The 17387-nt window shown below is 65.9% G+C and carries 10 protein-coding genes; 5 read left to right on the forward strand and 5 right to left on the reverse strand.

Going from position 1 to position 17387, the window contains the following annotated elements; all coding sequences use genetic code 11:
* Positions 1-214: 214 nt before the first annotated feature.
* Both H8B03_RS08090 and H8B03_RS08095 read left to right on the forward strand, forming a co-directional pair.
* The gene (locus tag H8B03_RS08090; RefSeq protein WP_193141242.1) at positions 215-2482 is read left to right on the forward strand and encodes an NADP-dependent malic enzyme; all 2268 of its coding nucleotides are present in this window, start codon (positions 215-217) and stop codon (positions 2480-2482) included.
* Positions 2483-2730: 248 nt separating this feature from the next.
* Positions 2731-3735 carry an ester cyclase gene (locus tag H8B03_RS08095; RefSeq protein WP_193141243.1) on the forward strand — a complete coding sequence of 335 codons (1005 nt, stop codon included), beginning with the start codon at positions 2731-2733 and terminating at the stop codon, positions 3733-3735.
* Here the strand turns inward: H8B03_RS08095 and H8B03_RS08100 are convergent.
* The 4 genes from H8B03_RS08100 to H8B03_RS08115 all read right to left on the reverse strand — a co-directional run bounded on the left by H8B03_RS08100 (position 3732) and on the right by H8B03_RS08115 (position 11153).
* The gene (locus tag H8B03_RS08100; protein ID WP_193141244.1) at positions 3732-4616 is read right to left on the reverse strand and encodes a transglutaminase family protein; all 885 of its coding nucleotides are present in this window, start codon (positions 4614-4616) and stop codon (positions 3732-3734) included. The two genes, H8B03_RS08095 and H8B03_RS08100, sit on opposite strands and share 4 nt — an antisense overlap.
* Before the next feature lie 11 nt (positions 4617-4627).
* Positions 4628-7009, reverse strand: coding sequence for a circularly permuted type 2 ATP-grasp protein (locus H8B03_RS08105; protein ID WP_193141245.1), 2382 nt, complete (start codon positions 7007-7009; stop codon positions 4628-4630).
* A gap of 3 nt (positions 7010-7012) precedes the next feature.
* Positions 7013-10348 carry a DUF2126 domain-containing protein gene (locus H8B03_RS08110; RefSeq protein WP_193141246.1) on the reverse strand — a complete coding sequence of 1112 codons (3336 nt, stop codon included), beginning with the start codon at positions 10346-10348 and terminating at the stop codon, positions 7013-7015.
* A gap of 157 nt (positions 10349-10505) precedes the next feature.
* Entirely contained in the window at positions 10506-11153 is a 648-nt protein-coding gene (locus H8B03_RS08115; protein ID WP_319022451.1) for a response regulator transcription factor, read from the reverse strand.
* 101 nt (positions 11154-11254) lie between these two features.
* Here H8B03_RS08115 and H8B03_RS08120 point away from each other — a divergent pair, with 101 nt between their 5' ends.
* Positions 11255-11581, forward strand: a complete 327-nt coding sequence (locus tag H8B03_RS08120) for a hypothetical protein (protein ID WP_193141248.1) — start codon at positions 11255-11257, stop codon at positions 11579-11581.
* Here H8B03_RS08120 and H8B03_RS08125 read toward each other — a convergent pair whose 3' ends face one another.
* Positions 11582-11968: a hypothetical protein gene (locus H8B03_RS08125; protein WP_193141249.1), complete on the reverse strand. Its 387-nt coding sequence runs from the start codon at positions 11966-11968 to the stop codon at positions 11582-11584.
* A gap of 194 nt (positions 11969-12162) precedes the next feature.
* Between H8B03_RS08125 and H8B03_RS08130 the strand changes: the two genes are divergently transcribed.
* Together H8B03_RS08130 and H8B03_RS08135 are read left to right on the forward strand one after the other, a co-directional pair.
* Positions 12163-14136 carry a sensor histidine kinase gene (locus H8B03_RS08130; protein WP_193141250.1) on the forward strand — a complete coding sequence of 658 codons (1974 nt, stop codon included), beginning with the start codon at positions 12163-12165 and terminating at the stop codon, positions 14134-14136.
* Positions 14137-14213: 77 nt separating this feature from the next.
* Positions 14214-17348, forward strand: a complete 3135-nt coding sequence (locus H8B03_RS08135) for a calcium-binding protein (RefSeq protein ID WP_193141251.1) — start codon at positions 14214-14216, stop codon at positions 17346-17348.
* The last annotated feature ends 39 nt before the right edge of the window (positions 17349-17387 follow it).

Here is a 17387-nt window from a genome sequence, read left to right on the forward strand (position 1 = left end):
TCCGAGCCGCCCTGCCGTTCCTGGCCGTGCTCTTCGTCTTCCTCATCATGGTCACCTACATCCCGGCCCTCTCGACCTTCCTCCCAACAGCGCTCATGGGACCGGAAATCATCACGAATTAGGGATTGGGCCCCGGACCTATTCGGGACAAACATCACTTGCGGCGGGGCCCATGCCCCGCCGATACTCATAAAAAGAAAATTCGGGGGAAAACATGAAAGATCAACTGACACGGGACGCCTTGGAGTACCATTCCGCGCATCCCAAGGGGAAATTGCAGGTCCTGCCCAGCAAGCCCATGGCCACCCAAGCCGACCTGGCGCTGGCCTACAGTCCCGGCGTGGCCATCCCGTGCGAACGCATTGCCGAAGACCCGTCGCTGGCCAGCGAATACACCATGCGCGGCAACCTTGTGGCGGTGATTTCCAACGGCACGGCGGTGCTGGGGCTGGGCAACATCGGGCCGCTGGCTTCGAAACCGGTGATGGAGGGCAAGGCCGCGCTGTTCAAGAAGTTCTCGGGCATCGACGTCTTCGACATCGAGGTCGACGCCGAGGATGTGGACACGTTCTGCAACGCGGTGCGGCCGCTGGAGCCGACCTTCGGCGGCATCAACCTGGAAGACATCAAGGCACCGCAGTGTTTCGCCATCGAAAAACGCCTGAAGGCCGAGATGAACATCCCGGTGTTCCACGACGACCAGCACGGCACTGCCATCGTCTCGGCGGCGGCGACGCTGAACGCGCTGGAACTGGTGGGCAAGAAGATCGATGAGGTCAAGATCACGGCCAATGGCGCCGGGGCCGCCTCGATCGCCTGCCTGGAGCTGCTCATCAGCTTTGGCGCCAAGCGTGAGAACATCGTCGTGTGCGACAGCCAGGGCGTGATCTACAAGGATCGTCCGGGCCGTCCGATGGATGAAACCAAGCTGCGCTTTGCCGGGGAAACCGAGGCGCGCACGCTGGACGACGCGATGAAGAACGCCGATGTGTTCCTGGGCCTGTCGGTGGCCGGGGCCGTGTCCAAGGAAATGGCCGCCAGCATGGCACCCCAGCCGATCATCCTGGCGATGGCCAACCCCGAGCCGGAGATTCGTCCCGAGGTGGTGGCCGAGGTCCGCGATGACGCCATCTGCGCCACCGGCCGGTCGGATTATCCCAATCAGGTCAACAACGTCCTGTGTTTCCCGTTCATTTTCCGCGGCGCGCTGGACTGCGGCGCCACCGAGATCAACGAAGAGATGAAGATGGCCTGCGCGCGGGCCATTGCCGCCATGGCGCGGATCGAAGCCTCGGACGTGGTGCTGTCGGCCTATGGCGCGGACAGCCTGAGTTTTGGCCCGGATTACATCATCCCCAAGCCCTTCGATCCCCGGCTGATCCTCGAGATCGCCCCGGCGGTTGCCAAGGCGGCGATGGAGACCGGTGTTGCCACACGGCCCATCGAGGACATGGACGCCTACCGCGAGCAGCTGTCGCGTTTTGTCTACCAGTCCGGCATGCTGATGAAGCCGGTCTTCGAAAAGGCCGCCGGCGACCCCAAGCGCGTGGTCTATGGCGAAGGCGACTCGGTGCGCGTGCTGCACACCGCCCAGCAAGCCATATCGGCCGGGATCGCCAAGCCGGTTCTGATCGGATCTGAAAGTGCGATATCAAGCAAGATCAAGGAACTGGGCCTTGTTCTTGACATGAAATCCATCGAGGTCGTGGACCCCGACGCCATCGATCTGACGGTCTATGGCGACACTCTGCACAACCTGGTGGGTCGCAGCGGCATCACGCCGAAAGAAGCCCTGCGCGGGGTGCGCAACGATTCCTCGGTGCTGGCCATGTGCATGCTGCAGCGGGGCGAGGTCGATGCGGCCATCGTGGGGACCGGCGGACGTTTCGGCCATCACCTGACCCGTCTTGAGGGCATCATCGGCCACGCCGACGGGGTGGCGGAACTGTCCACGCTGAGCGCGCTGGTGCTGCCCTCGGGGACGATCTTCATCGCCGACACCTATGTGACCCCCGATCCGACCTCCGAGGAGATCGCGGAACTGGCGGTGCTGTCGGCGCGCACCCTGCGCAAGCTGGGGCAGGAGCCAAAGGTGGCACTGTTGTCGAACTCCAACTTCGGGGATCGGCCCAGCCCGTCGTCACGCAAGATGCGCGCGGCGACGCAGCTGTTGTCGAAGATGGACGTGGATTTCGAGTTTGACGGCGAGATGCACGCGGACGTGGCGCTGAGCGAGACGCTGCGCAACATCGTCATGCCCTCCAGCCCGCTGCGGGGCCGCGCCAACCTGCTGATCATGCCCAATATCGACGCGGCGCATATTGCGCTCAACCTGCTCAAGACACTGGGCGGGGGCGTGTCGGTGGGGCCGATCATGCTGGGGGCTTCCAAGCCCGCGCATATCGTGTCCCAGTCGATCACCGTGCGCGGCCTGCTGAACATGACGGCGATTGCCGTGGTGGACGCCCAGGGCGCGATCTGACGCGACAGAGACAGTCGAAGGCCACGGGGGAAAGTGGCATCTTCGATCGGGGGCGCGCCGTGGGGGACGGCGCGCCCTCACTTTATGGCCGTCCGGGGTCTCCGCACGGGCCATGCCGGCCTGAATGGGCTTGCAACAATTCGTGACGCCCCAAGCGACGACCACCCCGAGACAATGCTCACGGGACCATGCAACATGGCCTGCGCCTGTGTACAAGGCGACGATCCGCCATCGAAAAAGTGGGCCAGATGTCAGACTACCAAGCCGAAAAACGTGTCGTTCGGGATTTTCACACCGCCCTGGAGACAGCACAGGGCGCGGCCATTGCAGATGTCCTGTCTGCCCATTGCGCGCCCGATCTGCTGTGGCGCGGCTATCATCCGTTCCACGAGTTGCAGGGGCCGGACGCGGTTGCCGCGCAATTCTGGGAACCCCTGCGCACCAGCCTGACCCGACTGCAGCGCCGCGAGGATGTGTTCATGGCCGGGGAAAACCGGGCCGACGGGCAGGCGGGGGTCTGGGTGGTGTCCATGGGGCATCTGATGGGGCTGTTCGATCAGCCGTGGCTGGGCATTCCGCCCACCGGCAAGCTGGCCTTCCTGCGCTATTGCGCCTTTTACCAGGTTGAAGGCGGCACGATCACCGAAACAGCCCTGTATTTCGACCTGCCGCAACTGATGGTGCAGGCCGGGTTGCAGCCGTTTCCGCCACAGACCGGTGCGCAACTGGTGCAGCCCGGCCCGCTCACCCATGACGGCTTGCTGTTCGATCCACAGCCTGCCGCAGAGGGCAACCGGACCTGGGCCTGCATCGCCAGCATGATCGCCGATCTTGGCCAATGGCAAAGCGGCCTTCCGATCCACGAGGAACTGGCGCGCAGCTGGACCAAAGACATGCTGTGGTGGGGCCCGACCGGGATCGGGGCAACCTATACCATCCCGCGCTACGTGGCGCAGCATTCCGGCCTGTTTCGGGCAAGCTTTGCCGAGCGCACCAAGACCCGCCACCTGTGCCGGGTGGCCGAGGGGCATTACGGCGGGTTCTTCGGCTGGCCGAATTTTACCGCCCGCCCGACAGGTGGCTTCATGGGGATGCCCGCCACCGGCAAGGCAGGGGACTTCCGGGTGATCGACATCTATCGCCGCGAAGGCGACAAGTTGGCCGAGAACTGGGTGTTCATCGACCTTCTGCATTTCTGGAACCAGCAGGGCGTCGACATTCTGGCGCGCTGCACCGCCGCGCCACAGGGCTAGGCATTCTCCAGCGGCTCCACGTCCACCAGTTGCCGGGTGGTATGATCGCCCACCGACCGCATGTAGCCCTTGACCGGGGCCACATCGGCGTAGTCGCGGCCATAGGCGACGACCACGTGATCGTTGAAGGCCTCGACCGCGTTTGTGGGATCGTATTCGACCCAGCCCATCTGCCGCCCGCACCAGGCCCGGACCCAGGCGTGCATGGCGTCGGCGCCCTCCAGCCGGGGCTGGTTCTGCGGCGGAATGGTGCGCAGGAAGCCGCTGACATAGGCCGCCGGAATGCCGATCTCGCGCAGGCAGGTGATCATCACATGGGCGAAATCCTGGCACACGCCAGCGCGCTGTTCGAAGGCGGCCTCGGTCGGGGTGTCGACGTCGGTGGCCTGGGGGTTGAAGGCAAAATCCTCGTGGATGCGCTGCCCCAGCGCCCGCACGATATCATAAACCGTGGTCTGCGCTCCGGCGACCTCGCGGGCATAGGCGGCCATGCCGTCGTGCCGCGGGATGCGGGTGGAGGGGCCAAGGAAATGATGCGGTGCGTCCGGGGTCAGGTCCGGTTGCGCGGCGATCTCACCCGCCAGCCCCGGCAGGGTGCCGGACATGTCGAAACCCTGCCCCTCGCGCAAGCATTCGACCCGTGCCTTGACCGTGAAACTGCTTTCCTGATGGGGCGAGGCCAGCGCCACTTCGGCGGTCTCATTGCCGAAGAAGTCGAAACCGTTGACCTGTTCCACCGGCGCCGGGGTCACTTCAAGTGTTCGCGACAGCACGCGCTGCTGTCCGGGCAGGGCGCGCGGCATCAGCCGCAGCAGGTGACGACCGGAACTGGCCGGACTGGGGTAGCTGTACTGGATGGTCACGCGAATATCGTACTGCATCGCCCGCTCCCTCAGGTCAGATATGCCAGGCTGGTCTGGTTCGAGATGTCGATCAGCCCCGCCAGCACCAGGTTGAAAACGTCGGTGGACAGGGTCTCGGGCGTTTGCAGCGCCAGATCGGTGCGCGCCTTCAGCACCGCCCGGCTGAGCGGTGTCATCTGGTGGTGCAACTCGACACCCGGCAAATGCCGCAGGTGCGTTTCCATCTGGTTGAACTGGAACAGCACACCCCGCGGGTTCAATGCATCCAGCGCCATCAGGTCCACCACGGTTTCGCGACAGGGCGCGATGGCATAGCGGCGGTGATGGGTCATGACGCTGTCGCCGACCTCCAGCACCAGGTCCAGACCGCCGGTTGCGCTGTCGGGATCGGCAAAGGCGGACAGGCATCCGCACATGGTTGCGGCCCGTTCCGCCGCGCGACCCATGGCCAGAAACCGCCAGCCGGTAAAGCGGTACATGTTCTCATGCACCAGTCCCGAAAAGCCGTTGAGGTTGCGCAGCAGCACGCTCATCGCTTGCGCGGCGCTGTCGCCGGGCAGGGCGGTCGCGGCCTGTTCAGTCAAAGTGCGCGTCAGGTCGGACAGGGCCAGTGCGCCATCGACCGAGAAGCGGTCGCCGACCTGGCTGGCACAGGTGCGGGCATTGTCGATCAGCGCCAGCAGGCTGTCGGGGATCGGCTGGGCGCTGTCACAGCCAAAGCTTGCCAGATAGGCGGTCGAGGCTTGCAGCAGCGGGGCCTGCGGACCCTCGCTGTCGGACAACCGCGCATGATGGGCGCGCAGGATGCGCACGATGTGTTCGCCCCGTTCCACATAGCGGCCCAGCCAATACAGGTTGTCCGCCGCGCGGCTGGGCAGGCGACCGGGGGTCGAGCGCAGCACCGCCGCCGGGTTTGACGGCAGGATCGGCTTGGCCTTGGCGCGGCTGTCGCCGACGATCCAGACATCGGCCACCCGTCCACCCTGCTGCATGGCCAGAATGTTGGAATCTGGCACCATGCCGATCTGCGCAAACCCGCCCGGCATGACCTTCCAGCCACTGGCGGTGCGGGCCAGAAACACCCGCAGGCTCATGGGGCGCGGCACCAGCGCGCCGTCGATCAGTGTCGGCGCGGTGGACAGATGCACCTGCTCCTGCCCGACCAGATCCGGACCGTTCTGCTGGATACGGGTGGTGATCTCCGCCACCGACAGGTTGGCCTGCGCGGCCTCGAACACCGGCGCCGTGGCGAAGGCCGGGCTGATCATCATGCCCTGGGGATGGTCGCGCATATAGGCGCTTTCGTTTTCCTGCCCGCACCACCAGGTTGCGATGTTGGGCAGGCGTAGATCGCGCCCGTTCAGGATCTGGCTGAGCCGAGGCATGAAGGCCATCAGCGCGCGGGTTTCAAGGATGCCAGAGCCGAGCGCGTTGACCATGGTCAGATGCCCGGCGCGAATGGCCCGCAACAGCCCCGGCGTGCCCAGCCGCGAGCCTTCGTTCAGCTCCAGCGGATCGACCCAGCCCGCATCCATTCGCCGCCACAGCACCGACACCGGGCTGGTGCCATTCACCGTGCGGATCATGGCGTGGCCGTTCTGAACCGTCAGATCATCGCCCTGCAACAGCGGAAACCCCAGGTGGCGGGCGATGAAGGCGTGTTCGAAATAGGTCTCGTTCAGCGGGCCGGGGGTCAGGATGCCGACCTGGCTGTGGTCCGCGCCCGACAGCGCCGTCAGCCGGTCGCGGAACTCGCGGAAAAACCCGGCCAGCGGCGCCACGTTGGTCCGCGCGATCATGTCGGAATAGACCCGAGTGGTCGCCATGCGGTTTTCCAGCGCAAAGCCTGCCCCCGAAGGCGCCTGCGTCCGGTCGCTCAGCACCCACCACTTGCCAGTGGGGCCGCGCCCGATGTCGAAGGCCATGAAATGCAGGAAATGCCCCGAGGCCGGTTTGACCCCCACCAGCGGGCGCAGCCATTCGGGATTGTTGGCCACCAGCGAGGCCGGCAGATGGCCCTCGGCCACCAGCCGGTTGTCGCTGTAGATGTCGGCCACCACCTGCTCCAGCAGCCCGGCGCGTTCGGTCAGGCCAAGGGCGATCTCGTCCCATTCGGCTTGCGAGATCATCACCGGCACATGGCTCAGCGGCCAGTCGCGCTGTCCGGTATCCTGCGGCCCGTAGCGGCGGAAATAGACCCCGGCGTCGCGCAGATACTGTTCGCCCTGGCCGATGCGGGCGGCCAGTTTCTCGGGCGCTTGCGCGGCCAGCGCGCGAATGAAGCTGTCCCAGACCGGGCGCACCGCGCCATCTGGACCTATCAACTCATCCGGGACGCCATCGGCCGGGCGATAGCCCTGCAAAAGCCGGGCGACATCGTCGCCCGTGCTGCCGTCCACACCTGCCGTCATGCCTCAGATCCCCGGTTGACGCCTCAGGTCCAATGTCATCGGGAAGTCACGATGCGGCACTTCGCTGGGCGGGATGAAGTTGCCCGGAGTATGCCCATGTGGCTGGAAGCGGGCAAGGCGGCGGGCCTGGGCTTCGTTTCCATTGATCGGGAAAGTGTCGTAGTTGCGCCCGCCGGGATGCGCGACATGATAAGTGCAGCCGCCCAGCGACCGCCCGGTCCAGGTGTCGTAGATGTCGAAGGTCAGCGGCGCATTGACCGGCAGCACCGGATGCAGCGCCTCGGGCGGTTGCCACGCCTTGAACCGCACCGCCGCCACCTTGATCCCGCCCAGGCCGGTGTCCTGCATCGGCAGGCGGCGGCCATTGCAGGCAACGACATAGCGGTCGGGATCGCGGGTGGTCAGCTTGGCCTGCAAACGTTCGACCGAACTGTCGGTATAGCGCACGGTGCCGCCGATAGCCCCGGTTTCCCCCAGCACATGCCAGGGTTCCAGCGCCTGCCGGATTTCCAGGTTCACGCCTTCGTAGTCCACCTCGCCGCAAAACGGGAAGCGGAACTCGGCCTGCGCCTTGAACCAGTCGGGGTCCATGTCGAACCCGTGTTCGGACAGGTCACGCAGCACCTCAAGAAAATCGTCCCAGACGAAATGCGGCAGCATGAACCGGTCGTGCAGGCGGGTGCCCCAGCGGATCGGGTCGCCGGTGGCCGGCGATTTCCAGAACCGCGCGATCAGCGCCCGGATCAGCACCTGCTGGGCCAGGCTCATGCGGGGGTCGGGCGGCATCTCGAAGCCGCGGAATTCCACCAGCCCCAGCCGTCCGGTGGGACCATCGGGCGAATACAGCTTGTCGATGCAGATCTCGGCGCGGTGGGTGTTGCCGGTCACGTCGATCAGGATGTTGCGCAACAGTCGGTCGGTCAGCCACGGCGGCGTCACCGCGCCATCCTTGGGCGCGTTGATCTGGTTCAGGGCGATTTCCAGCTCGTACAGGCTGTCGTGGCGGGCCTCGTCGATACGCGGCGCCTGGCTGGTCGGGCCGATGAACAGCCCCGAGAACAAGTAGCTGAGCGCGGGATGCCGCTGCCAGTGCAGGATCAGGCTTTTCAGCAGATCGGGGCGGCGCAGGAACGGGCTGTCCAGCGGCGTGGCGCCGCCCACGACCACATGGTTGCCGCCGCCGGTGCCGCAGTGGCGCCCGTCGATCATGAACTTGTCGGCGCCCAGACGCGTCTGGCGGGCCTCGTCATAGACGGTTTCGGTGATCGCCTTGCACTCGTCCCAACTGGCGGCCGGGTGCACGTTGACCTCGATGACACCGGGATCGGGCGCGACGCGGATCACGTTCAGGCGCGGATCGGGCGGCGGCTGGTAGCCTTCGATATGCACCGGCAGGCCGGTTTCCATGGCGGCGCTTTCCACCGCCGCCAGCAGTTCAAGATAGTCATCGACGCTTTCGGTCGGCGGCATGAACACGCACAGACGCCCGTCGCGCGGCTCTACCGACATTGCGGTGCGCACGCGCCCGCCCAGCGTTTCGGCGGACTCCAGAACGGCGCGTTCGCGGGCCGGCGTTTCGACCTGTTCGATGGTCCGGGATCTCTGGGTCCGCTCCTTGCTGAGCGCGGGCAGGTCGAATTCGGGCAGATCGCCGGTCTGGGTGACCGGGTCCACCGGATAGATATAGGGGTAGCCCGCCGACGGGATATGCGGCAGCGCCTCCAGCGGCAGGCGGAAGCCCACCGGGCTGTCGCCGGGCACCAGGAAGATCTTTCCGCGTCGGGTGCGCCAAAGCTCTGACAGCCATTTCGACGAAGCCTTGGCCTGCCAGCGCTGCACCGGCAGGATCATCCCCGACGGCTCGGTCAGGCCCCGGTTGAAGACGCGGGCGATGCGGTGGCGCGCCTCGGCATCCTTCAGTTCCGAATTCTCGGGCGTCACATTGTCCGGCAGATTGCTTTCCTTCAGCATCCACTCGGCCGGATCTTCAAAGGCGGGCTGAACGTACTCCGGGTTCACCTCCAGCGTCTCGGCCACCGATTGCAACAGCGTGCCGGCCTCGGCCCAGCCGACCTTGGTGTCGGCCTGTTCGCGGGCAAACAGCGCATCGTTGCGCCAGATCGGTTTGCCGTCCTTGCGCCAGTACAGCGAGAAGGTCCAGCGCGGCAGGCTTTCGCCGGGATACCATTTGCCCTGACCGTGGTGCAGGAAGCCGCCCGGCGCGAATTTCTCGCGCAGGCGGTGGATCAGTGTGTCGGCCATGCCGCGCTTCATCGGCCCGACGGCCTCGGTGTTCCATTCGGCGCTTTCGAAATCATCGATCGACACGAAGGTCGGCTCGCCGCCCATGGTCAGCCGCACGTCGCCGTCTGCAAGCAGCTTGTCGACCTTGTGGCCAAGCGCATCCAGCTTTTCCCAGCTGTCTTCGGGGAAGGGTTTGGTAATGCGCGGATGTTCGGCGGTGCGGGTGACGCGCATGTCGAAGTCGAATTCGACCTCGGCCGGGCTGGCCAGCCCGCTGATCGGCGCGGCGTTGCGGAAATGCGGCGTGGCGGCCAGCGGAATGTGGCTTTCGCCGGTCAGCAGCCCCGAGGTCGGATCCAGCCCGACCCAGCCCGCACCGGGAATATAGGCCTCGCACCAGGCGTGCAGATCGGTGAAATCGTGATCGGTGCCCGAAGGGCCGTCCAGCGCATCCAGATCCGGCTTGAGCTGGATCAGGTAGCCCGACACGAAACGCGCCGCGATGCCCAGGTTGCGCAGCACCTGCACCAGCAGCCAGGAACTGTCACGGCACGAGCCTTTCAGCGAGGTCAGCGTTTCTTCCGGCGTCTGGACGCCCGGTTCCATCCGGATCACATAGCCGATCTTCTGCTCCAGGTCGCGGTTCAAACCGACCAGGAAATCGACGATCTTGATCTTGCCGCCCCCGTCGTCGATGCCGTCCAGAAGCGCGCGCAGCTTCGGCCCGACCGGGTCCGGCCTGAGGTAGATCGACAGATCCTCGGACAGTTCCTCGGGATACTCGAAGGGATAATGCTCGGCCCGGTCCTCGACGAAGAAATCGAACGGGTTGTAGACCGACATGTCGGCCACCAGATCGACCTCGATCTTCAACTCCCGCACCGGCTCGGGGAAGACGAACCGGGCCAGCCAGTTGCCATAGGGATCCTGCTGGTGGTTCACGAAATGCCCGGCGGGCGAGACTTTCAGCGAATGCGAGATCACCCGCGTGCGGCTGTGCGGGGCCGGGCGCAGGCGGACGATCTGCGGGCCGAGCGTCACCGGGCGGTCGTATTTATAGTGGGTCAGATGATGGATGGCTGCGGTGATCGACATGAAAGACTCCCGTCGGTTTCACCGCCCACGCAACCACATCCGCGCAACCGACTGCGAGGGGAAACTGGGCATTTCGGGACATTCGGGCGAAATAGCCGTCTTTTGTCGCGCCGTCGCGCCCATTCGGCAGGCAGAATGATAGCCTGGCAACCGGGGATCAGAGTTCCGCCGACGGATCGATCAGCCCCTCGCGCAGCGCAAAGGCGATAAGTTGGGCCACCGAATGCACGTCCAGCTTCTGCATCAGCGAGGTCCGGTGCCGATCCACGGTCTTGGCGCTGATGCCCAGGATCTGCGCAATTTCCTTGTTCGACCGGCCCGCGACGATCAGGTTCAGGGTCTGGCGTTCGCGGCCGGTCAGGGGCGAGGGCGCGGCGCGATCCTCCAGCAGGGCCGCCACATGATCCGAGATCACCCGCCCCCCGCGCAGGATCTTGGGCAGGGCGGCGTACAGCGCGTCATTCTCGGTGGCCTTGGAAAACAGCCCGTCCACCCCGCTGTCGATCAACTCGCTCAGCTTGCCGACGGCTGAAATGCCGGTCAATACCACGATCCTGGTGTCGGGCGACCAGCGCCGGGCCTCCAGCAGCACCTCGGTGCCCCCCGCCAGCGGCATCTGCACGTCCAGCAGCATCAGGCTGGGGCGATGCTGGCGCAGGGCGGCGATGGCATCCAGCCCGTTGGCAGCCTCGGCCACCACCGTGATGCCGTGTTCCTCGATCAGGCCGGGGGCTTCCAGCGCGGCGCGCAACCCGCCCCGCACGATGGCGTGGTCATCGGCGATCACACAAGTGTAGGTTTTCACGACAGGCGCCCTCGTCGAAACTGCGGTAGTCTGGCAAGCATGGCCGCAGCACATATGGGGTGCAACGGTTTTTGGCGACACGGCAGGAAAGGAAGCGTGACATGCAGACGTCGGGTTTTGGCACAACGATCCTTGGCGCGGCCCTGATCGCTGCCGCCCCGCTGTGGGCGACCGAGGATCTGCGCCCCACGCAGGGCGAGATCGATGCCTTCGTGCTGGCCGATGCGGATCGGGATCAAAGCCTGACCCAGCCCGAATTCAAGACCTTCGTACAGGCGATGGCACAGCAGGGTCAGCCCACCGCGCGCCAGATCCGCTTTTTCGGTGCCTATGGGCTGGCGTTCTCCATCGCCGACGGCGACAAGGACGGGCGCATCACCCCGGCTGAATTGCGGCAGGCGGACGACCGGCATCGCGCCGGGCAGTGATCACGGCGCGCTGTCGCGCAGCCAGTCGAAGGTCAGTTTCTGCCCGGCGCGCTGGCTCAGATCCACTGGCACCGACAGCACCGTGACCGGCTGGCGTCCGGGCTGTTTTTCAAAGTAAAATACATGGCGGGTGGGCGCGAAGGCCACGCATCCCAGACCCGGATCGGGCAGCAGGATGCGGGCAAACCCGTCGGCATGGTTGCGCAGCGCCTTCTGCACGCCGCTGGTGGAGCGGTTCTTCAGGCAGACCAGCACCGCGTCGTCCAGGGGGCCGTCGGTATATTGCGCGCCAATCAGATCATGGGCGCCGCTTTGCAGGATTTCGGGCTGCGCGGCGGCCGGGGTTGTGACAAGGGTGAAGGCGGTCATCAAGAGGCGAAGAAACATGCCGTGGGGCTCCGTTCTGGGTGCCCCCAGCATCGCGCCGCCCCCCCGTCCGTGGTATGAGGTCGATCCACCAATTGCCGCGTCCCGGACTTGCCAGCCGCGCGCAACCCGGCCCATGGTGACAGCAATCCTGACCGCGAGTGCCCATGTTGCCCCGATACCTGTTATGCTTTCTCTGGACGGCCCTTCTGGTCATGACGACAAGCCTGTGGGCCGCGACGCAGGCCCGCGCGCTGGACATTTCAGCAAGCGGAGATGCGGTCGATCTGACCCCGCATCTGACCCATGCGCCGGGGCAGGGGCTGGATCTGGCGGTGATGCTGGCGCGGTTTCGCGCGGGCGGGTTCAGCGCCGGGCTGGAACTAGACAGCCTGTCCACCAATTATGCGCCCGAGGCCTGGTCCGGGGTGGAGCTGACCAATACCAGCCTTGATGACGGCCGCCCGCCCGATCCATTCGCCATCACCCTGCACCTGCCGCTGGTCAGCGAGGTCGACATCTATCTGATCCGTGACAGCGGGCTGACCGAGACGCTGCTGACCTATTCCATCTTTGCCCCTTTCGATCCGGCCCAGCACGCCGCCACCCGCCTGCGCACCGTCGAATTCCAGGTCGCACCGGGAGAGCAGGTCACCCTGCTGGCGCATGTGAAATACGGCCCGTTCCAGACCCTGCGCATGGCATTGCAATCGCCCCTTGGAGTGGCCGAGCAGACGGTGCGCGACACCGCCGGGCTGACGGCGTTCTACGCGGCCAGCCTTGCGGCGCTGGCGTTCTTTCTGGCGTTCTACGTGGCGCTGCGCGACTGGATCAGCCTGCTTTACGCCGCGCTGTTCCTGGCCGGGCTGGCCTTCATCGCCTTCATGGACGGGCTGCTGTTTCGCCTGCTTTATCCCGACCGGCCCGAGCTGCAATCGGCGGTGGGGTTCTTCCTGCTGTACGCGCTGTCGGGGGCGGGCTTTCTGCTGGCCGGGCACGGGCTGGCCAGTGCGGGCCGGAGCCGACTGGCGCGCCTGTGCCGGGGCCTGGCTGGCGTTTCGGCGGTGGGGTTCCTGCTGGCGCTGGCCTCGCCCGGCCCCTATGCGGCGCTGCTCGCCGAGGGGCTGCTGGCGATCAGCCTGGTGGCCATTCCCTTCGGCACCGGCGCGTGGCGACAAAAGCAGGGGCGCACCCATGCCACGGCGCTGTGGCTGTCGCTGGCCACGGTCGGCGCACTGCTGCTGGTGGTGGTGCTTGTCGCCTCGGGCTGGGCACGCGAAACAGTGCCCCTGATGGGCGCCATCCGTATCGTCTATCTGACGATGCTGGTGGCCACGATCACCAATTTCGCGGCCCATGTGATCCTGATCCGACGCGCCCACGCGCGCGCCGTGGCGGCCCAGATGCAGGCGCTGGAAACCGAAGCGCAAACCGCGCAGGAGTTGCTGGAGACCGAGCGCGCCTATACCCGCGCCCGCGATCTGGCCCGCCATCGTCAACGGCAATTGGCCACCGCCAGCCATGATCTGAAACAGCCGCTGGCGTCCTTGCGGATGACCTTCGACAGCCTTGGCGAACGGCTGGAGCCGGACCTGCGCGCCCGTCTGGGCGAGGCCTTCGACTATATCGAAGGGCTGTCGGGCGAATACCTGCGCGACGCGGCCCCGCAAGACGACGGCGACATCGCACTGCCGCCACCCGAGGCTGAGGAACAGACCGAACCCTATGCCCTTGGCCTGATCCTGCAGACCGTGCAGCAGATGTTCCAGCAGGACGCGATCTCGAAAGGGTTGCGGCTGGATCTGATGAACAGCAGCGCGCAGGTGCAAGTGCCGCCGCTGGTGCTGATGCGCATCGCCTCGAACCTCGTGTCCAATGCCGTCAACCATACCGACCGGGGCCGGGTGCTGATCGGCGCGCGCCGCCGGGGATCACGGGTCGAATTGTGGGTTTGCGACACCGGCCCCGGCATGAGCGCAGACCAGATCGCCTCCTTCCGGCAGGAAGGGCAGAAGGGCGCAGGGTCTCAGGGCCACGGGCTGGGACTGGCGGTCTGTTTCGCACAGGCCGAAGCGCAGGGGCTGAACCTGACGCCGGTCTCCCGCCCCGGCCATGGCACGGTGTTTCGCCTGTCCATTCCCGTGGTGCCCGCACCGGCACACGCCGCGATTGGGGGATCGGCCCCATAACCCCGCAACGGTCCGTTTCGTAGGGTCATTCCAGACCGGGGCACACCGCCCCGCACCTGGAAACAAGGAACGGACCCATGGAATTTTTCAGCAAGAAGAGCATTCACCAGACCTATAAGATGTACGGCTGGAGCAGCAGCAAGGATGCGGGCTCGGGCAACGACAAGATGTATGGCTACAGCGCCTACAAGAACAAGCTCTGGGGCGGCTCGGGCAACGACTTTGTCGCCGGCTGGGGCACCTACAACGAGTTGCACGGCGGCAGCGGCAACGACACCGTGAAAGCCTATGGCGCCAAGAACACCCTGTGGGGCGACAGCGGCCACGACACGATCTATGGCTATGGCGGGACCAATACCATCTACGGCGGGTCGGGCAATGACACCGTCTACGGCAAGGGCATCACCAACAAGATCTGGGGCTCCAGCGGCTATGACACGCTGAAAGGGTACGGGGCCTATAACTATCTTTCGGGCGGCGATCAGAACGACCGGCTCTATGCCTATGGTGCCAAGAACGACCTGTACGGCGGCGCACATGACGACACTCTCTATGGGCATGGGGCCTGGAACAAGCTGGACGGCGGCAGCGGCCATGACACCGTCAAGGGCTATGGGGCCACCAACTTCCTGTACGGCCAGTCCGGCAGCGACTACCTGCAGGGCAGCGGCGCCTGGAACAAGATGGATGGTGGGTCGTGGAACGACACGCTGAAAGGCTATGGCGCCTACAACGAAATGTACGGCGGCTCGGGCGACGACACCATCGAAGCTTACGGCGCTGTGAACAACGCCTATGGTGGCACCGGCAATGACACCATCAAGGGCGTTGGTGGCGTCAACAGCCTGAAGGGCGAAAGCGGCGATGACACCATCGAGGGCATCGGCGGCGTCAACCACATCGACGGCGGCACCGGCAACGATCATCTGATCGGCAAGGGCGGCGTCAACACCGTCTTCGGCGGCGACGGCGACGACCTGCTGGAAAGCTTCGGCGGCGTCAACGTGATGCGCGGCGGCAATGGCAATGACACCCTGAAGGCGGCCGCCGTGGTGGCCACCACCCAGTTCGGTGACGCGGGCAATGACACGCTGATCGCGGTCAGCGCCAACAACGGCCAATGGGGTGGCGACGGCGACGACATCATGGCCGCCGTGGGCAACACCAACATCCAGTCGGGCGGCAACGGCAATGACACGATGGTTGCGGGCGGGATCACCAACATCCAGTTTGGCGACGATGGCGCCGACCAGCTGTTCGCAGTGGGCAACCTGAACCTGCAGTTCGGCGGTGATGACAACGACCTGGCCGTCGCGGTCGGCGGCACCAACATCCAGCATGGCGGCGCGGGCAACGACGTTCTGTTGGCCGCGGGCGGCGCCAACATCCAGATCGGGTCCGAGGGCAACGACTGGCTGATCGGCGCGGGCTACGGCAACCTGCAATTCGGCGGCCACCTGTGGTCGACCCTGCCCACCGACATCGATCTGGGCGGCTTCGACCTGGCCGCAGCACAGGACAAGCTGGACGATCATCTGAGCGGCGGCGGCAGTGACGGCAGCAACGTGATGCTGGCGGCGGGCAAGGCCAACATCCAGATCGGCGGGCGCGGCAATGACGTGGCCATCGGCGGCGGCCAGGGCAATGCTCAGGCCGGCGGCGACGGCGATGACGTGCTGATCGGCTGGGGCACCGGCAACGCCCAGTCGGGCGGCGCGGGCAGCGACCTGATGATCGGACTGGGCCGGGTCAACATTCAGTCGGGCGGCGACCACACCGACGTGATGATGGCGGTCGAGCGTGGCGACAGCGCCGGTCTGATGGTGCAGTTCGGCAATGACGGCGGCGACCTGATGGTGTCCAAGGCCGGCGACGGCGAGGCCGACCTGTGGCAGACCATTCAGGATGCCATCGACGCGGCCTTGGACGACGATGACGACGACACCAGCACCGCGACGTCCACCACGACGGACGATGATGACGACGACACCACTGACACCGCACAGAAGAAGCAGGACGCCAAGGATAGCCTGCTGGACAGCGCCCCCTCGCTGAACCTGCAATTCGGTGGCGACGGCGACGATCTGTTTCACGTTGCCGGAGACATCGGCTTCCAGATGGGCGAGGCCGGCGACGACATCTTCCTGGGCGGCGGCACCTACAACCTGTCCTTCGGCGGCGACGGCAGCGACCTGATGCTGTCCACCGGCGACGAGATCAACGTGATGGCCGGGGATGCGGGGGCCGATTGGGTGATCGACACCGGGGTGTTTGCCGATCTCTTCTGGTCGGCGGTGGTGCCGTCGCTGCCGTCGGGTGTGATGCCGGATCTGGGCGGCGGGATGTTCAATCCGCTGGCCGGGGTCGAGGCCGCGGTGCAGGGCATGGGCGACGCGCTGGCCAATGCCAACCCGCTTAACGATGTGATCGACACGGTGGCAGATGCGGCCAACTCGGCCCTGTCCTTCATCGACTACGCCAAGGCGCAGTTCCTGGGCGGGGCAGGCGACGATTTCCTGGCCACCAGCGGCGCCGACGCGGATCTGGTCGGCGGGCAGGGCAATGACACCTACCTGTTCACCTTTGCCGAGGATGCCGAACTGGACATCGACGAGGCCGGTCTGGATGCGGTCCGCGACATCGCCCAGATGCTGGACCTGACCGAGGGCAAGATCGACGCCATCACCGGCGGCGGTGGCGGCACCGACACGCTGGAGCTGCGCAACGCCGGGGCATCGGATGCCAGCGATCTGCGGTTCTTCGTCGAAGGCGGCAGCGATCTGGTCATCGAAGGGGCCGAGGGCGCGGTGCGGATCAAGAACATGGATGACGACACCACCCGCGTCGAAACCCTTGTGATCTCGACCGGCGACACCACCCAGAGCTTCGACATCGGCGCGGCTTTCGAGGACGGGATGTTCACCGCCAACGGTGCCGACCGTCTGGCCCGCGACACGGCCGGGGCCGACACCTTCGACTTCGCCTTCTCGGCCGGGCAGGTGGATCTGGGCGCCTATGCGGGCACCGCGGGCGGTACCAGCGCCATCGACACCGCCTTTGCTGCCGCCTTCGACGGCTGGATCGACACGGTGGCCAATGCCGCCGCCCCGATCCCGGTGGTGGGCGCACTGGCCGATGATGCGGCGACGGCGGCCCATGCGGTGCTGGCCTTCGACATGCCCGCCACGCCGGACATGCTCGACTTCGCCTGATCCTTGCTGGACCCAAGACAAGCAGCGGCCCGCCACACC

It is taken from the genome of Meridianimarinicoccus sp. MJW13 (assembly GCF_014901205.1).
Taxonomy (GTDB): domain Bacteria; phylum Pseudomonadota; class Alphaproteobacteria; order Rhodobacterales; family Rhodobacteraceae; genus Meridianimarinicoccus.